This is a genomic window from Bifidobacterium apri (assembly GCF_009299485.1).
Lineage (GTDB): Bacteria > Actinomycetota > Actinomycetes > Actinomycetales > Bifidobacteriaceae > Bifidobacterium > Bifidobacterium apri.
In genome coordinates this window covers 181,119-203,994 of sequence record NZ_WBSO01000002.1, presented here as the reverse complement: position 1 = coordinate 203,994, position 22,876 = coordinate 181,119, and the positions used below count along the sequence as shown (strand labels likewise).

17 protein-coding genes are annotated in these 22,876 nt (G+C 58.2%); 15 read left to right on the top strand and 2 right to left on the bottom strand.

Annotation, left to right across the window (positions count from 1 at the left end; all coding sequences use genetic code 11):
- The first annotated feature begins 1,066 nt into the window (after positions 1 to 1,066).
- The 9 genes from prfB (at position 1,067) to DSM100238_RS02155 (ending at position 13,233) form a co-directional block, all read left to right on the top strand.
- On the top strand, positions 1,067 to 2,212 hold the full coding sequence (prfB, locus tag DSM100238_RS02195; RefSeq protein WP_152355100.1) for a peptide chain release factor 2: 1,146 nt from the start codon (positions 1,067 to 1,069) through the stop codon (positions 2,210 to 2,212).
- An 89-nt stretch (positions 2,213 to 2,301) separates the two neighbouring features.
- Positions 2,302 to 3,870, top strand: coding sequence for a cell division ATP-binding protein FtsE (gene ftsE / locus DSM100238_RS02190; RefSeq protein WP_152355099.1), 1,569 nt, complete (start codon positions 2,302 to 2,304; stop codon positions 3,868 to 3,870).
- Positions 3,867 to 4,790, top strand: coding sequence for a permease-like cell division protein FtsX (gene ftsX / locus DSM100238_RS02185; protein WP_152355098.1), 924 nt, complete (start codon positions 3,867 to 3,869; stop codon positions 4,788 to 4,790). Before ftsE ends, ftsX begins: the two co-directional genes overlap by 4 nt.
- Before the next feature lie 209 nt (positions 4,791 to 4,999).
- A complete protein-coding gene (locus DSM100238_RS02180) occupies positions 5,000 to 6,454 on the top strand; it encodes a CHAP domain-containing protein (RefSeq protein ID WP_152355097.1) in 1,455 nt (484 codons plus the stop codon).
- Positions 6,455 to 8,038: 1,584 nt separating this feature from the next.
- Positions 8,039 to 8,518: an SsrA-binding protein SmpB gene (smpB, locus tag DSM100238_RS02175; protein ID WP_152355096.1), complete on the top strand. Its 480-nt coding sequence runs from the start codon at positions 8,039 to 8,041 to the stop codon at positions 8,516 to 8,518.
- A gap of 543 nt (positions 8,519 to 9,061) precedes the next feature.
- Positions 9,062 to 9,991, top strand: a complete 930-nt coding sequence (locus DSM100238_RS02170; RefSeq protein ID WP_152355192.1) for an ABC transporter substrate-binding protein — start codon at positions 9,062 to 9,064, stop codon at positions 9,989 to 9,991.
- A 190-nt stretch (positions 9,992 to 10,181) separates the two neighbouring features.
- Entirely contained in the window at positions 10,182 to 11,123 is a 942-nt protein-coding gene (locus DSM100238_RS02165; protein WP_152355095.1) for an ABC transporter substrate-binding protein, read from the top strand.
- 247 nt (positions 11,124 to 11,370) lie between these two features.
- Positions 11,371 to 12,360: an amino acid ABC transporter permease gene (locus DSM100238_RS02160; RefSeq protein ID WP_152355094.1), complete on the top strand. Its 990-nt coding sequence runs from the start codon at positions 11,371 to 11,373 to the stop codon at positions 12,358 to 12,360.
- An 18-nt stretch (positions 12,361 to 12,378) separates the two neighbouring features.
- A complete protein-coding gene (locus DSM100238_RS02155; protein ID WP_240812294.1) occupies positions 12,379 to 13,233 on the top strand; it encodes an amino acid ABC transporter ATP-binding protein in 855 nt (284 codons plus the stop codon).
- A 464-nt stretch (positions 13,234 to 13,697) separates the two neighbouring features.
- Here the strand turns inward: DSM100238_RS02155 and DSM100238_RS02150 are convergent, their stop codons facing one another.
- On the bottom strand, positions 13,698 to 15,101 hold the full coding sequence (locus tag DSM100238_RS02150) for a hypothetical protein (RefSeq protein WP_015450784.1): 1,404 nt from the start codon (positions 15,099 to 15,101) through the stop codon (positions 13,698 to 13,700).
- The gene (locus tag DSM100238_RS02145) at positions 15,077 to 15,778 is read right to left on the bottom strand and encodes a response regulator transcription factor (RefSeq protein WP_240812293.1); all 702 of its coding nucleotides are present in this window, start codon (positions 15,776 to 15,778) and stop codon (positions 15,077 to 15,079) included. The genes DSM100238_RS02150 and DSM100238_RS02145 overlap by 25 nt, the downstream gene beginning before the upstream one ends.
- A gap of 344 nt (positions 15,779 to 16,122) precedes the next feature.
- Here DSM100238_RS02145 and DSM100238_RS02140 point away from each other — a divergent pair, with 344 nt between their 5' ends.
- From DSM100238_RS02140 to glmS, 6 genes are all read left to right on the top strand, one after another.
- The gene (locus DSM100238_RS02140; RefSeq protein WP_152355092.1) at positions 16,123 to 17,277 is read left to right on the top strand and encodes a hypothetical protein; all 1,155 of its coding nucleotides are present in this window, start codon (positions 16,123 to 16,125) and stop codon (positions 17,275 to 17,277) included.
- Positions 17,274 to 17,972 (top strand): ATP-binding cassette domain-containing protein, encoded by a 699-nt coding sequence (locus DSM100238_RS02135; protein WP_152355091.1) that lies wholly within the window; start codon positions 17,274 to 17,276, stop codon positions 17,970 to 17,972. Before DSM100238_RS02140 ends, DSM100238_RS02135 begins: the two co-directional genes overlap by 4 nt.
- Entirely contained in the window at positions 17,969 to 19,147 is a 1,179-nt protein-coding gene (locus DSM100238_RS02130) for a hypothetical protein (protein ID WP_240812292.1), read from the top strand. The genes DSM100238_RS02135 and DSM100238_RS02130 overlap by 4 nt, the downstream gene beginning before the upstream one ends.
- A 505-nt stretch (positions 19,148 to 19,652) precedes the next feature.
- Positions 19,653 to 20,084: a hypothetical protein gene (locus tag DSM100238_RS02120; protein WP_240812291.1), complete on the top strand. Its 432-nt coding sequence runs from the start codon at positions 19,653 to 19,655 to the stop codon at positions 20,082 to 20,084.
- Between the two features lie 100 nt (positions 20,085 to 20,184).
- Positions 20,185 to 20,868 (top strand): hypothetical protein, encoded by a 684-nt coding sequence (locus DSM100238_RS02115; RefSeq protein WP_240812290.1) that lies wholly within the window; start codon positions 20,185 to 20,187, stop codon positions 20,866 to 20,868.
- An 88-nt stretch (positions 20,869 to 20,956) separates the two neighbouring features.
- Entirely contained in the window at positions 20,957 to 22,846 is a 1,890-nt protein-coding gene (gene glmS, locus DSM100238_RS02110) for a glutamine--fructose-6-phosphate transaminase (isomerizing) (RefSeq protein ID WP_152355089.1), read from the top strand.
- Positions 22,847 to 22,876 lie beyond the last annotated feature (30 nt).

Below are 22,876 nucleotides of genomic sequence, written 5' to 3'. Positions count from 1 at the left end.
TCAGCGATGTCGCTGACTGCTGCTGCAGCAGATGATGTGTGGCGCTGACACAATGCTGTTCTAGGTGCGTGACCGGGCAGGGTTAATCGGGGCAAGCCCGTGTGGCGGAGACTCGTTGTGCGGAGACCCGTTGTGCGGCGACCCACGGTTGCGGATGCCCTGAGGCTTTTGATGTCATCTGTGTCTTTCTAATTGTCGATGTTGACGTTGTTGAGACTCCGATAGTCTGATTGAACCCGTCTTGTTCTAGATGCGTGTGGATGTGTCAGGGGCGGCGGATGCGCGTGGGGCGCGTGGATGCGTCTGGGTGTGTGAATGCTTTGAAACTCCTTATGATGTACATCCTGCCGCTTCGTTTTTTCACTTGATTGTGAGTGGCCGCTCGCAAGACACGATATGGATGACGTGCGAATGATGCACGAACGATGTACGAATGATGCGTTGAGCTGGTCGCGCACACGGTTCGTATCATGGTCGATATGGATGATGGTACGAACGATGCACAGATGATGCGTTGCCATCGCGGTCTGCCTGCTGCCTTGCTGATTGTGAGTGGTTGCTCTCGACTAAGGCAATGACAGTCTTGGATCGGCGGCGGCATACCCGTGTGTTCTTCTTCGTTGTGAGCCGCTGTTCGCTACCGTCTTTCGAGCATGAATGTAGCGCTGTCCGCATGATGACGATTGTGAGTGGCCGTTCACAATCAACGTGAGAATCAGCAATTGTCTGAGATTACGGCGGGGAGACCCGAACTGATTGTGAACGACCGCTCACAACGACCATATGTGGTGCGGGGTGGTCGGTGTCGGTGGTCGGGTTTGGGGCTTGCGTTGCTGGTGTCGACTCACAATCGGGCGTGTTGTTTGTCTGGGTGGGTGTTGGCGGTTGGGTTTGTCGCGCTGGTTGTGAGTGGTGGCTCACAATCGCGCGTGGTGGAGGGGGTGGTCGGTGTCGGTGGTCGGGTTTGCCGCTTACGGTGTGGCTGGCGACTCACAATCAGAAAAGGGTGTGAACGTTCGGGCGGTTTGGCGGTTGATTTCCGCCTGTGCCTGTAAGGTGGATAGACGTGGCAGACTATGACTTTACTCAGGATTTGAACGAGACCAAGGCGAAATTCGACATGATCGCCAAGGCCATTGATATGGATGCTCTGGCCTCGTCGATCAAGGATCTCGAGGCTGAGGCCAGCGCCCCCGGCCTGTGGGACGATCAGGAAAACGCTCAGCGAGTTACCAGCAAACTTTCGGCGGCGCAATCCCAGCTGAAGCGTCTCAACGATGCTCGGCGTCGCATCGATGACGTTGAAACCCTCTACGAGCTTGGTTCCGAGGAAGACGACAAAGATTCCATGGAGGAAGCCGTACGCAATCTGAAGCAGCTTGACCAGGATCTTGTCGATATGGAAGTCCAGACCTTGATGGACGGCGAATATGACGCGCGTTCCGCCGTGGTCACCATTCGTTCCGGTGCCGGCGGCGTCGATGCTGCGGATTTTGCCCAGATGCTGCTGCGCATGTACTTGCGCTGGGCAGAACGGCATAATTTCAAGACCAAGATGATGGACACGTCCTACGCCGAAGAGGCGGGCATCAAATCCGCCACGTTCCAAGTGGACGCGCCATACGCGTATGGCCGTTTGTCGGTTGAGGGCGGCACGCATCGTCTGGTTCGTATCTCGCCCTTTGACAACCAAGGTCGACGTCAGACATCGTTCGCGGCGGTCGAGGTGATTCCGCTCGTGGAATCCACCGATCACATCGATATTCCGGATTCTGATATTCGCGTCGATACCTTCCAGGCGTCGGGCCCTGGCGGACAGGGCGTCAACACGACGTATTCCGCGGTGCGCATCACCCACTTGCCCACGGGCTTGGTGGTTTCCATGCAGGATGAACGAAGCCAGATCCAAAATCGCGCGGCGGCCATGGCGGTCCTGCAGTCGCGACTGCTGGTGCTGCGCCATGAAGAGGAAGCCAAGAAGAAGAAGGAGCTTGCCGGCGACATCAAGGCCAGCTGGGGTGATCAGATGCGTTCTTACGTGCTGCATCCGTACCAGATGGTCAAGGATTTGCGCACCGGCTATGAGACTTCGCAAACCCAGGCTGTGTTTGACGGCGATATCGATGGTTTCATCGAGGCGGGCATTCGTTGGCGCCATGACCAGCGTAAGCAAGCAGCCGAGGAAGCCGCCAAAGCCGGCCAGAACAACTGAGAATTCATCACTGATGAACGCGCGCCTTGTATTCGCCTTGATGCGGATTCGAGGCGTGCGTCCGGGACTTGACACGGAAGACGGGAATCATGTCGCTGATAACGCTTGATGATGTTACGAAAATCTATCCGAGGGGCACACGGCCTGCACTGGATGACATCACGCTGCATATCGACCGGGGCGATTTCGTGTTCCTTGTGGGGGCGTCCGGCTCTGGCAAAACGACGTTGCTGAGCTTGCTGCTTCGCGAGGAGGAAGCGACAGACGGTGAGATTCGTGTCGCAGGCAATGACTTGCGCCGTTTGACGAATCGTCAGGTCCCGCAATACCGCCGTTCCATCGGTTTCGTGTTCCAGGATTACAAGCTGCTGAACAACAAGACCGTATGGCAGAATGTCGCTTTCGCCCTTGAGGTGATTGGCACGAGCCGTTCGACGATCAGAACGTTGGTGCCCAAGGTGCTTCAGACGGTCGGGCTTTCCGGCAAAGAGAAGAATTATCCGCATGAGCTGTCCGGCGGCGAACAGCAGCGAGTCGCCATCGCACGAGCGTATGTGAATCATCCGCAGATTCTGTTGGCGGACGAGCCGACGGGCAACCTTGATCCGACGACGTCGCTGGGCATCATGGAAGTCCTTGATGCAATCAACCGTACGGGTACGACCATTGTGATGGCGACGCACAATGAGGAGATTGTCAATTCGATGCGCAAGCGCGTTGTCGAATTGCATAACGGCAAGATCGTGCGTGACGAGCAGCACGGCTCGTATGATTCAGCTTTGTACTTCCCTGACCGTGATGTCGAGTCGAAAGCCACGAATGCGAACGCGTTGAAGGCTTCTGCACATCAGGATAGGTCTGTGGATCAGCATAAGACGGAGGCTCTTGATACCAAGGTGGATGCTGCCGGGGGAGAGAGCGGAGAGGATAAGGATGCGCGATTCCGCCCTCAGCGTTCCGCGTCAGCGCTTGGTGTCGCCCAGTCGTTGATGGCTTCTGAGAACGGTGATGAAGGTATCGCCCGCCTTGCCCATTCGGTGCATTCCGGGCGGACCGGCCGGTATGGTGAAGTGTTCCAGTCTGTGGAAACCACGATGACTTGGGGCAAGGGGCTCAGCGCCCAGGATATCGCGGCGAAACGCGAGCATGAGGAAGCTTATGCGAAGCGGCATGGCACCAATGTCGATAAGCATGGCGGCGATGTCAACGACGCTGACGATATCGACAAGCGTGCTGAGACGACGGTGCCGGATGCGAGCGTGGACAATAAAGCCGCTGAGTCGCGTGCTGATATGCGTGCTGCCGATGCGCCAGAGCGGAAAGACTCCCCGTCGGGTCCGGATCGCTTGCCGAATGCAGCACAGCGTCGGCATGACGGCACCTCGGCAACAAACACCTCGACAACTAGCGCCGCCGCGCAGGCGATAATGGCGCAAGCTACGGAACGTCCGGCTTCCCCTGGACGGCCAGCCGCGCAAGAGCATCAGTCGGATGGCCTATCCTCAATCCCGCCCGCACCTCCTGCACCGCCAACACCGCCGGTTCCGCCGCAACCGCGCAGAACCAGCGAAAAAGGCGACTCGGAGCATGATGGCGACAGGTCGTCCGCCCCGGCCAATGCCCGTGACACTCAAGCGAAGGACAAGCAACAGTCATGAGATTACGGTTCATTCTTTCCGAAACGTGGACCAGTTTGCGGCGCAATGTGCCGATGATCCTTTCCGTCATGCTGGTCACGTTCATTTCCTTCCTGTTCATCGGCGCATCCGTGCTGATGCAGGCGCAGATCACCAAGGCAAAAGGCGATTGGTACGACAAGGTCGAGGTTGTGGTCTGGCTGTGCCCCGATGGCACGAGCCAATCCGCGAACTGCTCTTCCGGTAAGGCGCCGACGGATAACGAGGTCGTGGACATTGAGGACAAGATCCAGGACGAGCTGGGCTCCGTGGTTGCCAAAGTCACGTATGTCAGCCGTGAGGACTTCTATAAGAACACCTTCCTCAAGCAGTATCCGAATGGCGTATATCAGGGTCGTACTTTGACTGCTGCGGATATGCAGGCCTCATTGCGGTTGAAATTGACCGATCCGACCAAGTACCAGCAGGTCTCTGAAGTGCTTTCGGGTGTCACGGGTGTCGAAGAGGTGCAAGACCAGCGGCAGATTTTCGACCCGGTGTTCAGCGTGCTCAATAAGGCGACCGTCGTGACGGTGGTGTTGGCTGGCGTGATGATCGTCGTCGCCGTGCTTCTGACCGGTACGACGATTCGCATGAGTGCAGCGTCGAGGAAAAACGAGACCGAGATCATGCGTCTGGTCGGTGCGTCGAATTGGACGATCAGGCTGCCGTTCATTCTTGAAGGCGTGACGGCGTCGATGATTGGTTCCCTGCTCGCTGTCGGCGCGTTGAGTGGGATTGTGCAGATTTTCATTACGGACGGAATCGCCCAAACCGTCCAGTGGATGCCGTTTATCACGCAACAGACGGTGTGGCTGGTCGCGCCGGCTCTGGTCGTCGGCGCGATGGTGTTGTCCGCGCTTTCGTCCGCTGTGTCACTGCGGCGGTACCTTAAAGTGTAGGGGGTGTGCGGCGGCGCAAGACGGTATTGCTACGCGGTATGCGTCGTAGGCCGGTGTGTGCGACCGCCGCACTGGACTCGGCGTATTGCCATGTCGGTATTCCGATATTCCCTGTGGCAGCACACGAGGTGAGATGTAATGGGGCATTCCCATTGACCATTGAGCATCGTTGGGTACAATGTGCGATACACAACAAGAAAGGCTGTGATATGAAGCGTACGAAAAAGATCGACGCCATCGCGGGCGCGCTGATCGCATCGCTCACTCTTATCGCCGCAGGCACCGCGGTTATCGCGGCGCCGCCGCAACAGGCGCAAGCCGTTACGATGCAACAGTATAAGGCTAAGCTTCAAAGCCAGAGTGACCTCAAGGCCAAGCTGGCAGGTGTCAACTCGCAGTTGGCGGCTCAGATCCTTGAGCTTAATGATCTCAATCAGAATCAGATTCCTGCGGCACAACAGGCGTTGCAGGATGCTCAGAATTCCGCCGAGCAGGCGCAGGCGCAAGCCCAGGCCGCCCAGGAACGACTTGAAGCCGCCAAGCAGGACAAAGCTGATCTTGAGGAGCAAATCAAGCAGACTGGCGCTGATTACGATGATGCGAAGGCTGCTGTCGCGCAAATGGCGCGTGATAGCTTCCACGGCACGACTGCGTCGGAAGTCATGAACGTGGTGATGAACTCCAGCACAACCGAGGATTTCGTCAACAAAATGCAGGCGGATGCGGCGGTTACCCGCACGGAAAGCAATGCCGCCAACGATGCTGCGACTGAGTTGAGCACGGCGAAGAACCGCGGACAGCGTCTTGCCGCCATCGAAGATGAAATCACCACGCTCAAGCGGAAGGCCGATACGCAGGCTGCCGCCGCTCAGAAGGCGGTGGAAACCGCTCAAGCCAAGCAGAGCGAACTTAACGATCTGCTTGCCAAGGGTAATGCTGAACGCCAATCGTTGGAAAGCCAGAAGAGCCAGCTGACTTCGCAGTCGGCGAAAGAAGCTGCTGAGATTGTCACGATGGAAGCGGAAATCAACTCGTGGTCGAGCAGCTACTCGAATCAGCAAGCTTCACCGTCGAGCGGCGGTTCGCAGGCTGCTACCAGAAAACCGTCGAATTCCGGGTCGAGCTCGAGCAGCTCAGGATCGTCCAGCAATTCCGGTTCTTCGCACACATCCTCATCGAGCACGGCAAGCCGACCTAGCAGTTCGGGGGGATCCAGCTCCAGCAGTTCCGGCGCTTCTGGCATGAATTACAGTGTGCCTGGCAGCTGTCCGGCAGGTTCATCGTTCTGCTATGGGCATAGCACCGGCAATTCCGGCAATGCGTATCCGGCGCGTCAATGCACGTGGTGGGCGTATATTCGCCGTCAACAATTGGGATTGCCTGTCGGATCATATCTTGGCAATGGAGGTCAGTGGGCGAGCAAGGCTCGTGCGTTGGGATACTTGGTCAATAACACGCCTCATGTCGGTGCCGTTATCGTGTTCGCGCCCGGACAGCGGGTGACCAACTGGTATGCGAGTGCCGCCTACGGTCATGTCGCTATCGTCGAGCGTGTGAATTCCGACGGTTCGGTGCTGATTTCCGAGGGTGGGACGAAGTGCCCGTATATCCCGTATTCGGAGGTTGTCTATAACGCGAGCAGCTTCCAGTACGTGCATTACTGATGTGCTGCCCATGCGTAACTGATATGCGGTTGCGCTGCATCGTCGGGGTCATGCTGCCGGAACAGGGTGGCGTGACCCCGACGCTATTGCTAGGGGTCCCGTGGCGGCAAGGGGAGCAAAAGTGCGGGAACAATGTGTGCCACGGCTGTTGTCGTTGCCAGAATGCTGCTGATGGCACCGATGCGTAAGCCCGTTGGTTTGAAGGGTGGTGTGTGCTGGTCGGCAAGGAAAAGCCCTGAGTGGTTGAAGTGTTGATGTGTCGAGAAGTTGATTGTGAGCGGCGGGGCACAATCAGCCTGCTTGATCGGTTGCGGGGCTTGCCTGGAGGAGTAATGATTGCTTGGTTGTGAGTGACGGCTCTCAACCGACTTGTTCGGTTGTCTGAGGGGCCGGAGAGGCGAGCCGTCAAGCAGCTGGTTGTGAGTGACGATTCACAATCGATGCGTGCTGTGATGGTCGGGGATTGACGGTTGGTGCAATCGGCGGTTGGTTGTGAGTAACGGTGCGTAATCTATCGCTTGACGGTGCCATGCCTGAGGTATGCAATCCTACCCTTGTCGTGGTTGTGAGTGGCGGTTCACAATCAAGCAGTGCCAGCGAGATCGCTACTCCCGGGTACGTCGCTTGAGCGTTGATTGTGAGTGGGGGCTTACTATCATGTGGGCGGATACGTATTTGATGGTGCGATTGACCACCTTACATTATCGCTTGTGGACCGCGGTTCACAACCAAGAGATACCACTGTTGAGGTTATTATGTGCGCGTCATCGCCGTCGAGCTGATTGTGAGTGGTGGCGCACAGCCAATGTGGTTGGGGCGGTTATGCGGCTGATAGGAGGTGTGTCTGACTATTGATTGTGAGTGGCGGTTCACAATCAACCGGTTTGGTGGCTATCGGCGGGCCAGCGGTCAAGTGGACAGCCGCTGGTTGTGAGTGGTCGTCCGCAATTGAGGGATACAGAGGCAGAGATTGGCGTGGAGGCGGCATCTGGATGGCGCCGGTTGTGAGCGGTGACTCACAATCAACTCGTTCGTGGCGCTGGAAGGACTGGAAGACGGGGAATTATTGTTTGGCTGTCAGCGGCAGCTCACAATCAAGCTGAGGGAATAGCGCGGGGACGGTCCGTGTAGCTTGACGTGCCGCTGGTTGTGAGTGGGGACTCACAACCAACTGGTTCGACTGGTTGAAAGCGGCTGAAGATGGGGTGGCGGGCGGCTGGTTGTGAGTGGTGACTCACAATCGATGTTGGGCAGGTGGGGGCTGAGCCTGAGACGGCTATGCCCATAGAGTCGGCGATGGATTGATGCTGGGCAGGTGGATCAGACAGACGGATCGGGCAGGTGGGGTGCGAACCACGTCGGTAGCGAGAAACGCTGTAGAACGGGGCAGGTGAGGCGCGGGCAGGTGGGACGCCGGGCAAGCGAAGCGCTGACGGTCGAGCGTGGATTCGTGTACAATGATTAGTTCGACAGGCAGCATGAGGGGCGCGCACTTGCAGTCGCGTCCGCAGCGATGCGATAGTGAGGGAAACGATAAGGAACACGCGTCGCAAAACCCTTTACGCGCGAGGAATGAGGACGGATATGGCGAAGGAACAGGGGACTGTGATGATCGCGCAGAATCGCAAGGCGCGGCATGACTACAGCATCGAGGACACCTATGAGGCGGGGCTCGTGCTCACCGGTACCGAAGTCAAATCATTGCGTGAGGGTCGCGCTTCGCTGGCTGAAGCGTTCGTCACCATTGACCGGCGTGGTGAGATTTGGCTGGAGGCTGCGAATATTCCTGAGTATCTCAATGGCACGTGGAACAATCACGCGCCGAAGCGTAAGCGCAAGCTGCTGTTGCATGCCGCGCAAATCGAGAAGTTGCAGCGCCAGACCCAGGCAAAAGGCTATACGATTATCCCGTTGAGCTTGTATTTCAAGGATGGGCGCGTCAAGGCGCAGATCGCACTGGCTCGGGGCAAGAAGGAGTATGACAAGCGTCAGGCGCTGCGCGAGGAGCAGGATAAGCGTGAGGCATTGCGGATTATGCGCTACAAGAACAAGCAGGTGATTTGAGCGTCGCTGCTTCTCAATCCACGCTACTGCGCTTGACAGCGGACAGCGTCGGCTCGTGCCGGTTTCCGTGCGATCCGCATAGTGTCGCCGGTGCCATGGCGGCGGATGCTGTCGGCGCGGGGCCGAACCTCGTGATTGCGATGGGGGAGGGGAGCCGCAGCTGCGGGGATGTTGCCGGATGCCGTCATTGGCGCTGTTGTCTTGATAATCGGACGGGTCGCCGTTGGTTGTGTGCCGGTCGGGCGGTCGGGCGGCTGCTGGCTGCGTGTCGATTGTGCCGCCGCCGTCCGTGCTGTCGTCTGTGGCTGTCCTGACCGTATGTCGGAATCACACGATGCTGGGCGATTCCTGCGCGTTACGGTAAAGCGTAACGTCGCCGTAGCATGGCGGGCTTATTCTGCGGCTATCGGCGAGGACGGAGCATCCGCCCGGGTGCCCACGCCGACGGACGCAGCCGATAGGTTCTCGCGCCCGGAACAGAGAGAGGGTTCAGTCATGTCAGCCATGTCTTATTTCCATCACGGCGCCAGTCAAACCGCGACCATGCTGAAACGGTTTGGCGCAGCCGCCTGCTGCGTCGCCATGCTTGCCTCCGCCGCGGCATGCGGCACGAGTGACGCGACGGACACAACGTCGGGCTCCGGATCCTCGTCGGGCTCGTCGACGACCGGCTATGACGTTTCCGGCATTAAGAAGGACGCTTCGATTGCGGCTCTGTTGCCGGATTCGGTGACCAAGGACGGCAAGTTCACCGTCGGCATGGATACGTCGTACGCGCCGGCTGAGTTCCTTGCGGAGGATGGCAAGACCCCGGTCGGCTATGATGTCGACATTGTCAAGGCGATGGCGAATATCTTCGGGCTGAAGGCTGACCCGGTGACGGCGAATTTCGATTCGATTATCCCGTCGGTCGGCAGCAAGTATGACATCGGCGTATCGTCGTTCACGGTGACGAACGAGCGTCTTGATTCTGTGGACTTTGTGACCTTCTACAAGGCCGGCTCCACATGGGTGACCAAGAAGGGCAATCCTGAGAAGGTGGATACTTCGGATTTGTGCGGCAAGAAGATCGCCGTGCAGACCGGTACCACGCAGGAGGAGTCGGTCGCCGAGATTTCCAAGCAGTGCAAGGCGAATGGCAAGCAGCCGGTGGACGTGCTTTCGAGCAAGTTGCAGACCGATGTGACGACGAATGTGGTGACCGGCAAGGCGGTTGCGTTCTATGCGGACACTCCGGTGGCCGGCTATGCGATTTCGCAGACCGGCGATCAGCTGGCCACCCTTGGCGATGATGAGGGTGTCGCTCCGGAGGGCGCGGCGATCAAGAAAGGCGATTCCGCGACCGATGAAGCGGTGCAGAAGGCTTTGCAGAAGCTGATGGATGACGGCACGTATGAGAAGATTCTCAAGCATTGGGGTGCTGAGGGCGGTGCCGTGACCAAGGCGGAGATCAACCCGAAGGTCGAGGAGTGAGCCAACGTATTTCACCGGGTGCCGGTAGTATGCCGGTCGTGTCGTGAATCGGGCGTCTGCCCGTGCGCGATACGACCGGCGTGTCTTTTTCACTGGCGGTCGGCATCATAGTATATTATGCAAATCAATGCATACATATGCACTTCAGGTCGACAAACAGTCCGGCCGTGATGCATGAAGAGAGGAACATATGTCATTCAAGGCTTTCAAAACCGCGCTCGCCTGCACGCTGAGCGCCGCGATGCTGTTCAGCGCCGCTGCATGCGGCACGAAGGATGAAGCGACGTCCGGTTCTGGCTCGGGCTCCTCGTCGAGCTCGTCCACGACCGGTTACGATGTCTCCGGCATCAAGAAGGACGCATCCATCGCCGCCATGCTGCCTAAATCCGTGACCAAGGACGGCAAGCTGACCGTCGGCATGGAGCTTACGTATGCTCCCGCGGAATTCCTCAAGGAAGATGGCAAGACCCCGGTCGGCTACGACGTTGACCTGTCCAACGCGTTGGGCAAGGTCTTCGGCCTGGACACCCAGATCGTATCCGCATCGTTTGATTCCATCATCCCGTCCGTCGGCAGCAAGTACGATCTGGGCATCACCTCGCTGACCATCACCAAGGAGCGTATGGACGCGGTCAACTTCGTCAGCTACTACAAGGCGGGTGCCACGTGGGTGGTCAAGAAAGGCAACCCGCAGAAGGTGGACACCTCTGATCTGTGCGGCATGAAGATCGCTGTGCAAACGGGCACGGTCGAGGAAGAGGACGCCAACAAAGCCGCCAAGCAGTGCAAGGCTGATGGCAAGAAGGCGGCAGAGGTTCTTTCCAGCAAGCTGCAGACCGATGCCGCAACCAATGTGGTGACCGGCAAAGCCGATGTCTTCTATGCTGATTCGCCGGTCGCCGGGTACGCGATTTCGCAGACTGATGGCCAGCTTGAGGCGCTCGGCAAGGACGAGGGTTCTGTGAAGCAGGGCATTGCCATCGCCAAGGATGACGACCAGACCGCCAAGGCGGTGCAAAAGGCCGTACAGAAGCTGATGGATGACGGCACCTACATGAAGATCCTCAAGCACTGGGGCGTGCAGTCCGGAGCACTGAGCGAGGCGGAGATCAACCCGACCGAACTCAGCTGACAACACCGCTGTGATGGTGCGCCCGCCGGCATAGGGGATTCCTGCAATGCCGGCGGGCGCACTTGTGTTCGAGGGCGATCCGCAAGCATCCACAGAAGCCGGGAACGTGGCGGATCGACATCGTGGTATTGGGATATGGACGATATCTTGACTGTGTCGCCGGGCGTGGCGACAATGAAGTTCACAAGGTGTTCACGCTGAGGGTGTGAACTGGGCAACGAACCGACAATAGGAGATGGCGCAAACCATGGCGAAGAAACAAGTCGACGGCGAAGGTCTGGATATTCCCGACCGCATCCACGCGTTGCCTGTAAGGCGTACCGGTCCGGTGGTGGCCGGGATTATCGTGGCTCTTTTGGCGGCCATGCTCATACAGGGGTTGATTACCAACCCTCGGTTCGAGTGGAATATCGTCTGGAAGTATTTGTTCAACGAGAACGTGCTGGAGGGTATCGGCTACACGCTGCTGCTCACGGTGATTTCCATGGTTGTCGCCATCATTCTGTCGGTGATTCTGGCGATTATGCGCAAGTCCATCAATCCGGTGCTGCGCGGGGTCAGCTGGTTCTTCATCTGGTTCTTCCGCGGCACCCCTGTCTACACGCAGCTTGTGTTCTGGGGTCTGTTCTCCGTGCTGGTGCCCAAGTTGTCGCTCGGCATCCCGTTCACCTCGGTGACGTTCTGGAGCATCGACTCGTCCACGATCATCACCGCGTTCAACGCGGCGTGGATCGGACTCGCGCTCAACGAGGCGGCTTATCTTTCCGAAATCGTGCGTGCAGGCCTTGAGGCGGTGGACCCGGGGCAGACCGAGGCGGCGAAAGCGCTCGGCATGAAGCGTTCGCTGATTATGCGGCGTATCATTCTGCCGCAGGCCATGCGCATCATCATCCCGCCGACCGGCAATGAAACCATCGGCATGCTCAAAACCACCTCGCTGGTGCTCGCCGTGCCGTTCACACTGGAACTGCAGTTCGCCACCAACGCGATCGCCAACCGTATCTACAAGCCGATTCCGTTGCTGCTGGTCGCATGCATCTGGTACCTGTTCATCACCTCCATCCTGATGATCATCCAGTCCCGGCTCGAGAAGCATTTCGGCAAGGGATTCGAAGCGCGGTCCATCGTCGCTGAAGACGACGGCGATCAGCTGGACGGCCCGGTCGCCGTCAGCGAAACGAAGAAGGATCGCATCGCGCGCGGCAACAATGTGAAAATGATCGGGCTCAACGCGTGAGCGTGAGGAAGGAAAGATATGAGCGACCAAACTGCAACTGATACCGCGTTCCCGAAGCAGGATGCCTCCTCAAGCCAACCAGACGAGTTGCATGCACACGCCGCCACGCCGGCGGTTGAAGCAATCGGCGTGCACAAGGCATTCGGACGTCTTCACGTGCTCAAAGGCATCGACATGACGGTGATGCCGGGTACGGTGACGGTGATTCTCGGACCGTCCGGCTCAGGCAAATCGACCTTCCTTCGACTGATCAACCAACTGGAAACCCTGACCGGCGGCGAAATCCGTGTGGACGGCGAAATGATCGGCTTCAAGAAGGTCGAACACCACGGCCAGGAAGTGCTCCAGACGTTGAACGACAAGGAAATCGCCGCCCAGCGGTCCAAACTGGGTATGGTTTTCCAGCGGTTCAATCTGTTCCCGCATATGACGGCGCTGGAGAATGTCATGGAAGCGCCCGTCCATGTGAAGCATATGGGCAAGAGTGAAGCGCGCGAACTGGCGGTTGCCGAGTTGCAGCGTGTGGGGCTTGGCCAGCGGCTTGACTATTACCCGTCCCAGTTGTCCGGCGGCCAGCAGCAGCGTGTCGCCATCGCACGGGCGCTCGCGATGAAGCCCGAGATCATGCTGTTCGACGAGCCGACATCTGCGCTTGACCCGGAATTGGTGGGCGAAGTGCTGAATGTGATGCGCCAGCTCGCCAAGGAAGGCATGACCATGATCGTGGTCACCCATGAGATCGGGTTCGCCCGCGAAGTCGCCGACCAGGTGGTGTTCATGGACGGCGGCGTGGTGGTCGAGCATGGTGGTCCTGACATCATCGATCATCCGAGTGAGCCGCGTTTCAAGGACTTCCTGCAGCACGTGCTGTGAGTGTCGGCAGGAGTTCACAGGTGCGCTGTATCGGGGAACCGTGAACCGATACAGCCCCTTGGGAAAGGGGAATCTATGACTAGTGCGGTGCTATCGCGAAGCGGTACGGTTCGACGCCATGGTAGGTATGATGCTGTCGCGGCGCTGCGTGCGGGATTTGCGAGATTCTTGGTTCTTCTCGCGATTATGGGCGTCATTACTACGGGAATGAGGGGAACACAGTCCGATCGCATGGTCGTGACGTCGGTTTCCATGAGCGTAGAGGCATTGCTCGGCGACTGCCCCAAGTGGCTTCCCTGGTGCGTTGTCTGACACGGCATGATAAGACCGTCTCATTGGGGGTGAGCGGTCTCGTATGAGTCACGGGCTACGCCATGGCAGCGGCCGTGCAAGAGAAATCTATGTGAGAGAAATCCTTGTGCGGGCAAGCCGTGCAAGAAGAACAGAAACACTTACGAATGCTCTTATCGAGCGGCAACATTGTGGTTCTCGTCGGCGGCGTGGCTCTGCGGGTGCAGGGGGATACGCGCGTAGAGCGTCCACGTCTCGTCCTCGCTGTTGAAGCGCAGCTCGCCGCCGAGCGATTCGATGATGCCGCGGTGGAGCAGCAGTCCGCTCTGCGATCGCGGCAGAGCGCCGTCATGGCTGGCTGAGGCCTGAGCAACCTTCGGCGACTGCTGGTCTGTGCCTCGCCCACGTGTGCCCTTGTGTGCCAGTGCGTTCGTCTGCATGAGTGACATATTGTCGTCATCGTAGGTGATGGTGAGCATCGGCGCGCTGTCCGGGGATGCGTGCCGCAGCAGATTCGTGAAGATCTCTCCGATGAGCGTCACTGCTTCGTCGCCGGACTGTACGCAGACGGGCGACGATATTTGCCCTGAAATGTGTACATCGACATGCATACGGTGCGGAGTCAACAGATGCTGTCCTTGTTCGATGGCGATGCCGATGCGCGACGGCAGTGGAAGGTCATGCGAATCGTCAGTTTGGTCGTTGCGAGGCTGTTCATCCGCGGAGTTCATGGTTCTGATTACCGAGCGGATACTCGCCAGAGCGCTTTCGCTGAGTTGCCTGACCGTTCGCCAGTCCTCTTCAGACGCGGAGGCGGCATTACTGGCAATCTTGGCAGCGGCATCATCGGTAGCGCCGTAGGTAGCGCCAGCGGCAGAGCTAATCACGCCGGTTGCGCCTACCGCATCGATAGCATCAATATGCTGCTGCGCGAGCAAGAAGATACTCGACAGATTCGCGGTGACCGCATCATGCGTCATCTGCGCGAACTTGGTGACTTCATGCTGATGCGCCTGTTGCGTTCGCAGGAGTTCCAGCTCGGCATCGCGGTGCCGTTGCCGATCGTCGATGGCGATGGTGCGGATGGATGCGCAACTTGCGTATGTGACGATATACAGCACGAGAAATACGAATAAGGAAAGTGCTTCTCCTTGTGACAGCGCGTGGCGGAAGTCGAAGGCCAACAGCAGGGTGATGATTGAAGCGACAAGACTCCAGATTGACCATCGGGTGGGTGTCGAATACGCGAGCGTACCTATGGCCAGCGGCGTAAGCATATGAATGATCGAACCGGCATCCGAGAGTGATATTCCGGGAGTGAACATCAGCAGTAGTACCACGGCGAATGAGACGATGGACATCGGTACCGGTGCGAAGGCGATGCCCAGCGGGCAGCAGCAGGCGATGATACAAGCCACCCATTGCACCGGGGTCTTCGCAGGGAAGAACGCCAGCACTGCAATCATGAGTATCGTGGTCACCAAGCAAAGGGCGACGTGCAGTTTATGGTGGCGCAATCGTTGCGGAATGACGGTTGTGATGGTGTTGCTGATTACAGTCCGATGGTTTTCGTCCATAACGCCACCGCCTCCCGTTTGTTGGTCACGCCCATCTTGCGCGACGCGCGTGTGATGTAGGTGTTGATGGTCGACGGGCTAACGTCGAGCACCTGCGCGATATCGGCGTTGCTATATCCGTGCGAACACATGGTGAGCACCTGCTTTTCCTGCTGGCTCAGCGAGAGGATGTACGGCAGGCCTTCCTGCCGGATGCGCAGATGCGCCCGCCCCGGTGCCTCGAAGGGCGGTCGGACGGCGAGAGCGCCGGTGTCCGCGACCTCCATGATGATGCTTTTGAGGGCCGACAGCTCGTTCTTGCCGATAACCGCCTGCATGCCGGCGTCGGCGGCATCATGGTAGAACTGGGTCGGCTCGTATGAAGTGATGCCGAGTATCGGCATCGTGCCGTTGGTGTAGCGGATGGCTCGGCTCATATCGACGCCCGACAGGCCGCGCATCGAGATATCGGTGATGAACAGGTCCGGCAGATCGCGGATGCCGGATTCGCATTGTCGGTAGTGGTCGAAAGCGTCCGAGCCGTTATGTTCGGTCCAGGTGATGGCGACGCGCGGCCACGCGGACATGATCTCGCGCAGCATCTTCAGCGCCAGGATGTCGTTGTCGACGAGCACGACCTGCACGGTGCCCGTCGTCTGGTCGCTGCCGGTCGCGGATGGTGTCTGCTGTTGGCTCATGGTGGTGCCTGGCTCCGTGCTTGTTCGAATACGGTATTCATACACCAGCATAGCTCTGTGTCGGTGCCGCCGGATTGGCGTCAACAATGGGTTTCACGGAAACCGTTCCGCAGGATATTCCAAAAACAGCGCCAATATGTGAGACGCGCAATCATGATTTGCTTGGGAGATGAGGCGCTGTATCGGCGGAAAGTCAACGAAAAACGGGTAATCGTGCCGCAAAGCCATGTTTGGCGCGAGTGCCAGTATCGCGACCGTGTAGGTATTTGCACGACAAGGATTTGCCTGCGGATTCCTCCCTGCCGATAATGGCTACGTTTCGATTCTGCACGAAGGAGCACAGAATGCGGCTACATCATCCGAAAACCGGTACGAACCGGAACATGGGCCGCAACACTGTGTCCGTCTCCGTGGCTGTTCTGCTCGCGCTCGTCATGCTGGCGGCCGGCGTGTGCGGCGGGTTTCTGCTCACCCGTGAGCCCCAACCTACCGCGTTCGAGTCGACTACGCGCGCGGGCACACTTGCCGTGCGATCGGAACCATATGATGACGAGCGTTCCGTCACCGTCACGGTGGAACGCAGTGAATCCGGTTCCGTAGCCGCTCCGGTTGGGGGAGTGGTTACGGAGTTGAGACAGTGCGCGGCCGGAAGCAACATCGAATCAGGCTCCGCGTTCATTGCCATTGACGGACAACTCCAACTCGCCCTGTATCTGAGAACACCACCGTATCGGACGATGACCGGTGGCATGAAGGGCGGTGATATCGCGGCGCTCAATGCGGAGCTCAGACGGCTCGGATATGCGGCTCCGGATTCGGACGTGATGACGTGGGATACGGTGAAAGCCTTCAATGCGCTTGCCACAACCGCCGGGACGCAGGGAACCACGCAAGAGCGCCAGTGGAGCATCGATACGTCGTTGTTCGCATGGTTGCCCCAACAGCAGGTGACTGTCAAGGAGTGCCAAGCCCGATATGGCGGGCAGGTCGAGCAGGGAGCCGATGTGCTGACGACTACCAGCCAACCGGTCCGTGCGACGTTCCGACGCAATGATTCCTCGATGGTGCAAGGTGATCGGGTCATGGAAGTCAACGGTGCGACGTTCACCATCACCGATCAGACAGCAGACAGCACTGACGCCTCCCTGCTCTCAGCCATCGGTGCGAGCAACGAATACCGTGCCGCCCAACAGCCGACAGCCTCCGGGCAGGCTTCCGATACCGGAGGGGCCCAAAGCGACACGGGACAAGACACCGCTCCGAACACCATCAACGTTACATATCGCTGGAAGCTCGCCAAAGCGCTGAACGTGGTCTCGGTGCCGCCGGCGGCGATGTACGATGTCTCCGCGGATTCGGCATGCGTGGTTTCGCGCGGCAAGCCGGTCGCCGTCCATGTGGTCGCCTCCCAGCTTGGCAAATCGATGGTCAGCGTGCAATCCGGCGCATCCCTGACTTCCGTCGATGTTCCCGCCAGCACAGGCAAGGCGTGCCGATGAGCGGGCAAGACCGGCTCGAGTCCATACGACCCGCGGTTGCAGGATTGGCGGGAACCAGTACAGTTCAGGACAATTCCGGTGATGAGCAGTCTGCCCATGTCAAGCTCGACGATGTCGGGCACAGCTTCGACGGGGACGACTGGCTGTTCAGGCATATCACCATGACGCTGTATCCCCGGCGCGTTTATGCGCTGGTCGGTCCTTCCGGCTCGGGCAAATCCACGCTATTGTCCATCATTGCCGGTTGGCAGCAACCGGTTCAAGGCGAGGTGTCGCGGGTTTCATGTGGCAGAGTGTGTTGGGTGTTGCAGAATCCTCATGGCGTTGCGCGCAGAAAGGTTATCGACCATGTGGCACTGCCATACATCTCGCGGGGAGAACGTCGAGGCGAAGCAGAGGAACATGCCATGGCGTTGTTGCGTGTATTCGGACTCGATCATCTTGCCGACAAACAGTTCCGTGATCTGTCCGGTGGTGAAGCGCAGCGGCTGATGTTGGCACGCGCGGTCGCTTCCCATGCGGGATTGCTTCTCGTGGACGAACCGACCGCACAGCTTGATCTGGCGACGGCGGCGAGTGTGAACCGTACCTTGCATGCGTTGTCGATGTCCGGGGCAATCGTCGTGGTCGCCACGCATGATCCGCGTACCCGCGATGCCTGTACGGACATCATTGATTTGAGGGATTACCAGTGAGCCAGGAACAGAATACCGATGTGAATGCCATTGACCGGGGTATGCCGGCTACAGGGCGGATGCGACTGGGAGGCGTTATCGACGAAGCCTGGCGAGACATTGTCTCTGGAACGTCGCATGCCTTCATGCTGATGTTGATTGTTGCCGTGTTGATCGGCGGATTGTCTGCGGCAGACCTCTTCAGTATTCGCTCAATAGCGCAGCAGGTTAACCGGTACATCGCTTCCGGTGCATCGACGTATGTCATCGAATTCAAAGGCAGGATCAGCGGCGAGGCGTGCGAGCGGTTGTCCAGCATGGACGGGGTGCTTGCCTCGGGTGCACTTCGCTCGAAGAACGATAAGGTCATTTCCGCCATTCTGCCTTCAGCGGGCATTCCTTCGCTTGATGCCACGGTTGGGGCGCTGGATGTCTTCGCTTCTTCGAACCGTTCCGACACGGTAGGGTTGAGTACTCGGGATTACGATGGCATTTGGCTCTCCTCGCAAGCGGCACAGTCTGTGAACGCTGCCGCCGGAAGTCAGCTGGCATTGCATGCCGGCGGTAGCGTTCGAATCGCCGGTGTATTCCAGTATCCAGATGATGGCAGGTCAACGAATTACGAATACGTGGCGCTCAGCCAGGTTCCGGCTGATGCGGACGATTTCGACCAATGCGTGGTCAAAGCCTGGCCGGTTCCTGATGCCATGCAGTCATTGTTGCAATCCACGGTCTCCTCATGGCCTTCGGATGCTTCGCAGCAGCCAACGATCAGTCAGTTGAATGCCACGCAAGGCTCACAGCTGGATGCCGTCAAGGCCTTCCGGGAGAGGCAGACTGCCTTAGCTCCTATGGTGATGCTGATCGCCGCGTTCTTCATAGGATTCGCTGTTGTGCGCGTCAGGAGGCTTGAACTCGCATCCGCTATGCATTGTGGCGAACCCAAGGCCGCGCTTTGGCTACAGATGCTGCTTGAGGCATTGACCTGGTGCTGTTCGGCAATTCTTGTGACACTGCCATTGGCAGTCTGGGCGGTGACGGAAATGGATACAGGGATTATCATCGCTCCATTGACGCTCATCGGCATTCTCGCCAGAATTCCAGCGGCGGCCCTTGTAGGTGTGTTGGCTGGCGTCACGCTTGCGATGCTGGTCACTCGCGAACGCGACCTGTTCAAATATTTCAAGAATCGATGACCGTGAGCAGGGGTTTGTAGCAATTTCAATGACAAGGATTTGCATCGTGTGGTGAAGCGAGAAACAATGCAATCGTGACGTCAACGGGGCGTTGCATATGAGGCACAAGAAGGAGTCTCTACAATGAAGAGAACTAAGAAAGTAAAGACAGCATTGGCCGCGGTTACAGCATCGCTGCTGCTCGCGACTGGATTGGCGGGTACCGCGAATGCGAGGGATGTTTGGAATTGCGGTGTAGTGTACTGGACATACTCCATGGCGACGGTACAGGGGGTGTATTCGCGGCACGTACTGAGGTATTCATTCAATGACGGGACTAAGAGGAATGCTTATGGAAAATGGGCCCCGACCTATCATAAGTCATATGCGAATGCGCATGGACAGCCGTTGGTAACGTACGATGCACAGTGGCACAGGTATTAGTGATTGGTCCAGGATGTTGACTCATACCGTTGCTCATATACGAAATGTGCTCTTGATTTTCGGCGTCGCCGTGGTATGCTTGATGTGTATCGCTTGCGGTGCCGGACATCAGAATGCGACCCCAGACCCATCGCAAAGCACTGCGAAGGCCGAGAATGGATTCGTGTTCAAAGGGCCATATGCTCGGAAATTTGCAGACACATACAACAGCCTTCAGACTGGTTTCGCCCGGAGACTCATCGAGGATGGCAAAATCAGTGAGAAGGATCTTGATGCGATTCAAGACAAGGTAATGGATTGTGTCAATGCCCAAGCTCAAAGCGAAAACGATTTCGTCGACATCGATTGGACGGAAAGCACAAGGATGCCGCATCCTTACCATGGTGCGAATGCGAAGAGGATGAACAAGATTGCGAAGCAATGCATGGAACGTTACGACGGGTATAAGATCAACGATCTGTCCCACTACGTATACGTCCATGAACATCCCGATGATAACGATCAATCCAAATGATAAATAACCGCGAAGGCGGGCTTGCGCTACGGGACTCGCGGCACAAGCCCACCTTCCGACTCTGCGAAATGAAAGAATCACCACTCCGAGAAGTGAAATCATGAAAAAGACCAACAATAGGGGGAACCGTCACACCGCTGTGACAGTCATGGTATGCGCCATGGCGTGCTGTGCAACATTGCTTTCGGGCTGTGCGGGCGGAGGACATACCGCTCCGTCCACTGGCACCGCGACAAGTGCATCGAGTAGCGCCACTGCGAAGGACGGCACCGTCTTCACCGGATACTACGCGCAACAAATCAAACGCACCTACGATGATGCACACCAGTCCCTGACCAAGAAGATACTGAAGGACAGCAAAATCACCGACGAAGAGTTCAACGAACTCAGCGAGCATTTCAGCGATTGCGCGAAACAGCAAGGCGTCGATGTCACTTTTGACTCGCAAGGCGGCATGCAAACCACGTATCCCGCCGGAATGAGCCAAAGCGATGGCGATTCCGCTGTCGCCCAATGCGACGAGGACAATGATTTCACCAGCATGAGCATTCTGCACGACAGCATGAAAAGCAATCCCAAGAACGAGGATCCAGCGGTACCGTTGCTCCAATGCCTGAAGAAAAACGGGCTCGCCGAACAATCCATGACGGTGGATGATTACAAGGCGATCGTCAGCGACGAGAACAAGGACAAGAACGTATTCGGCAAGTATTTCGACGAATCCGCCCCAGGGTATGATGCCGCGAAGGCGAAACTGTACGAAGCGTGCCAAACGAATTCGTGATGTGCATTCCAAGCGCCGATTGGCCGGTTATGTGAAAGTGACTTTCGCCATCGGCGCTTGACATAATCGTCCGATACACTGGTGTGCTATGTGCGGAATCGTAGGATATGCAGGCGGCATGACCGCATGCGGCAAACCATTGGAAGTATGCATGCAAGGTCTGGGCAGGCTGGAATACCGTGGATATGATTCCGCGGGCGTCGCACTTGCCGCACCTGGCATGAATCTCGTAGCCGTTCGCAAGAAGGCAGGTCGCCTGGACAATCTCAAAGCCGACCTCAAGCGTTCGCCTCTTCCGGACGCAACGGTCGGCATCGGACATACGCGGTGGGCCACGAACGGCGAGCCCAGCGACACCAACGCGCATCCGCATGTGAGCGCGGACGGGAAAATCGCCATCATCCACAATGGCATCATCGAAAACGCATCACAGCTGAAAATGGATCTGCAATCCGAAGGGTACGTGTTCTCCTCCGGCACTGATACCGAAGTCGCGGCGAAACTGCTCGGCAAGGTTGCCAACACCATCATCGAGGAAACCGGCAAACCCGACCTGTTTGAAGCGTTGCGGCGCGTGGCCCGCATGCTGACCGGCGCGTTCACCATCCTCGCCGTGGACTGCCGCCAGCCTGATATCGTCGTCGGCGCACGGCATGATTCCCCGCTCGTGGTGGGTCTGGGCGAGGGGGAGAACTTCCTCGGTTCGGATGTCGCCGCGTTCGTCGCCTACACCAAGCAGGCCATGGAAATTGGGCAGGACCAGGCCGTGTGCATCAGCGGTGACCATGTAATCGTCACCGATTTCAACGGCAACCCGGTGAAGGATTCCAAGCGTTTCACCGTCGATTGGGACGCTTCCGCGGCGGAAAAGGGTGGCTGGCCCTCGTTCATGGACAAGGAGATTCACGAGGACCCGGAGGCCGTGGCCAATACGCTGCTCGGCCGCTTTGACGACCAGGGCGATATCGTGCTCGACGAAGTGCATATCGGGCTGGACGTGTTCCGCCAGGTCGACAAGATCATCGTCGTGGCGTGCGGCACGGCAAGCTATGCCGGCATGGTCGCCAAATACGCGATCGAACATTGGGTGCGCATCCCGGTCGAAGTCGAACTGGCGCATGAATTCCGGTATCGCGATCCGATTCTGACGCCCCGCACCCTGGTCGTCGCGATTTCGCAGTCCGGCGAGACCATGGACACGCTGATGGCCTTGCGCCACGCCCGCGAACAGGGGTCGCGCGTACTGGCGATCTGCAACACGCAGGGTGCCAGCATCCCGCGCGAATCCGACGCTGTGCTGTACACGCACGCGGGCCCGGAAATCGCGGTCGCCTCCACCAAGGCCTTCGTCGCGCAGATTGTCGCCGCCTACCTGCTTGGCCTGTATCTGGCGCAAGTGAAGGGCACGATGTACCGCGACGAGATCAGGCACATCCTCGAGCAGCTCAAGGGCATGCCCGAAAAAATCCAGTGGGTGCTGGACAATCAGGCGGGCAACGTCGAGCAGGCCGCCAAGCGGATGGTCAACGCGCATTCCTTCCTGTTCCTCGGCCGTCATGTGGGCTACCCGGTTGCGCTGGAAGGCGCGTTGAAACTCAAGGAAATCGCCTACACCTTCACCGAGGGCTTCGCCGCGGGCGAGCTCAAGCATGGCCCGATCGCGCTGGTGGACGCGGGTGAGCCGGTCGTCGTGATCGTGCCGTCGGCTCGCGGGCGCAACATTCTGCACAACAAGGTGATTTCCGGCATCGAGGAAGTCAAGGCGCGTGGCGCGTACACCATCGCTGTTGCCGAACTGGGCGACCCGGATGTCGAACAGTATGCGGATGTCGTGTTCTGGCGTCCGGTATGCCCCACGCTGCTCAGCCCGCTCGTGGACGTGGTGCCGTTGCAGTTGTTCGCCATGGATATGGCCATGCTCAAGGGCTATGACGTGGACAAGCCGCGTAATCTCGCCAAATCCGTGACCGTTGAGTGATGCCACGCATGCCTGTGGCTCACACTGACG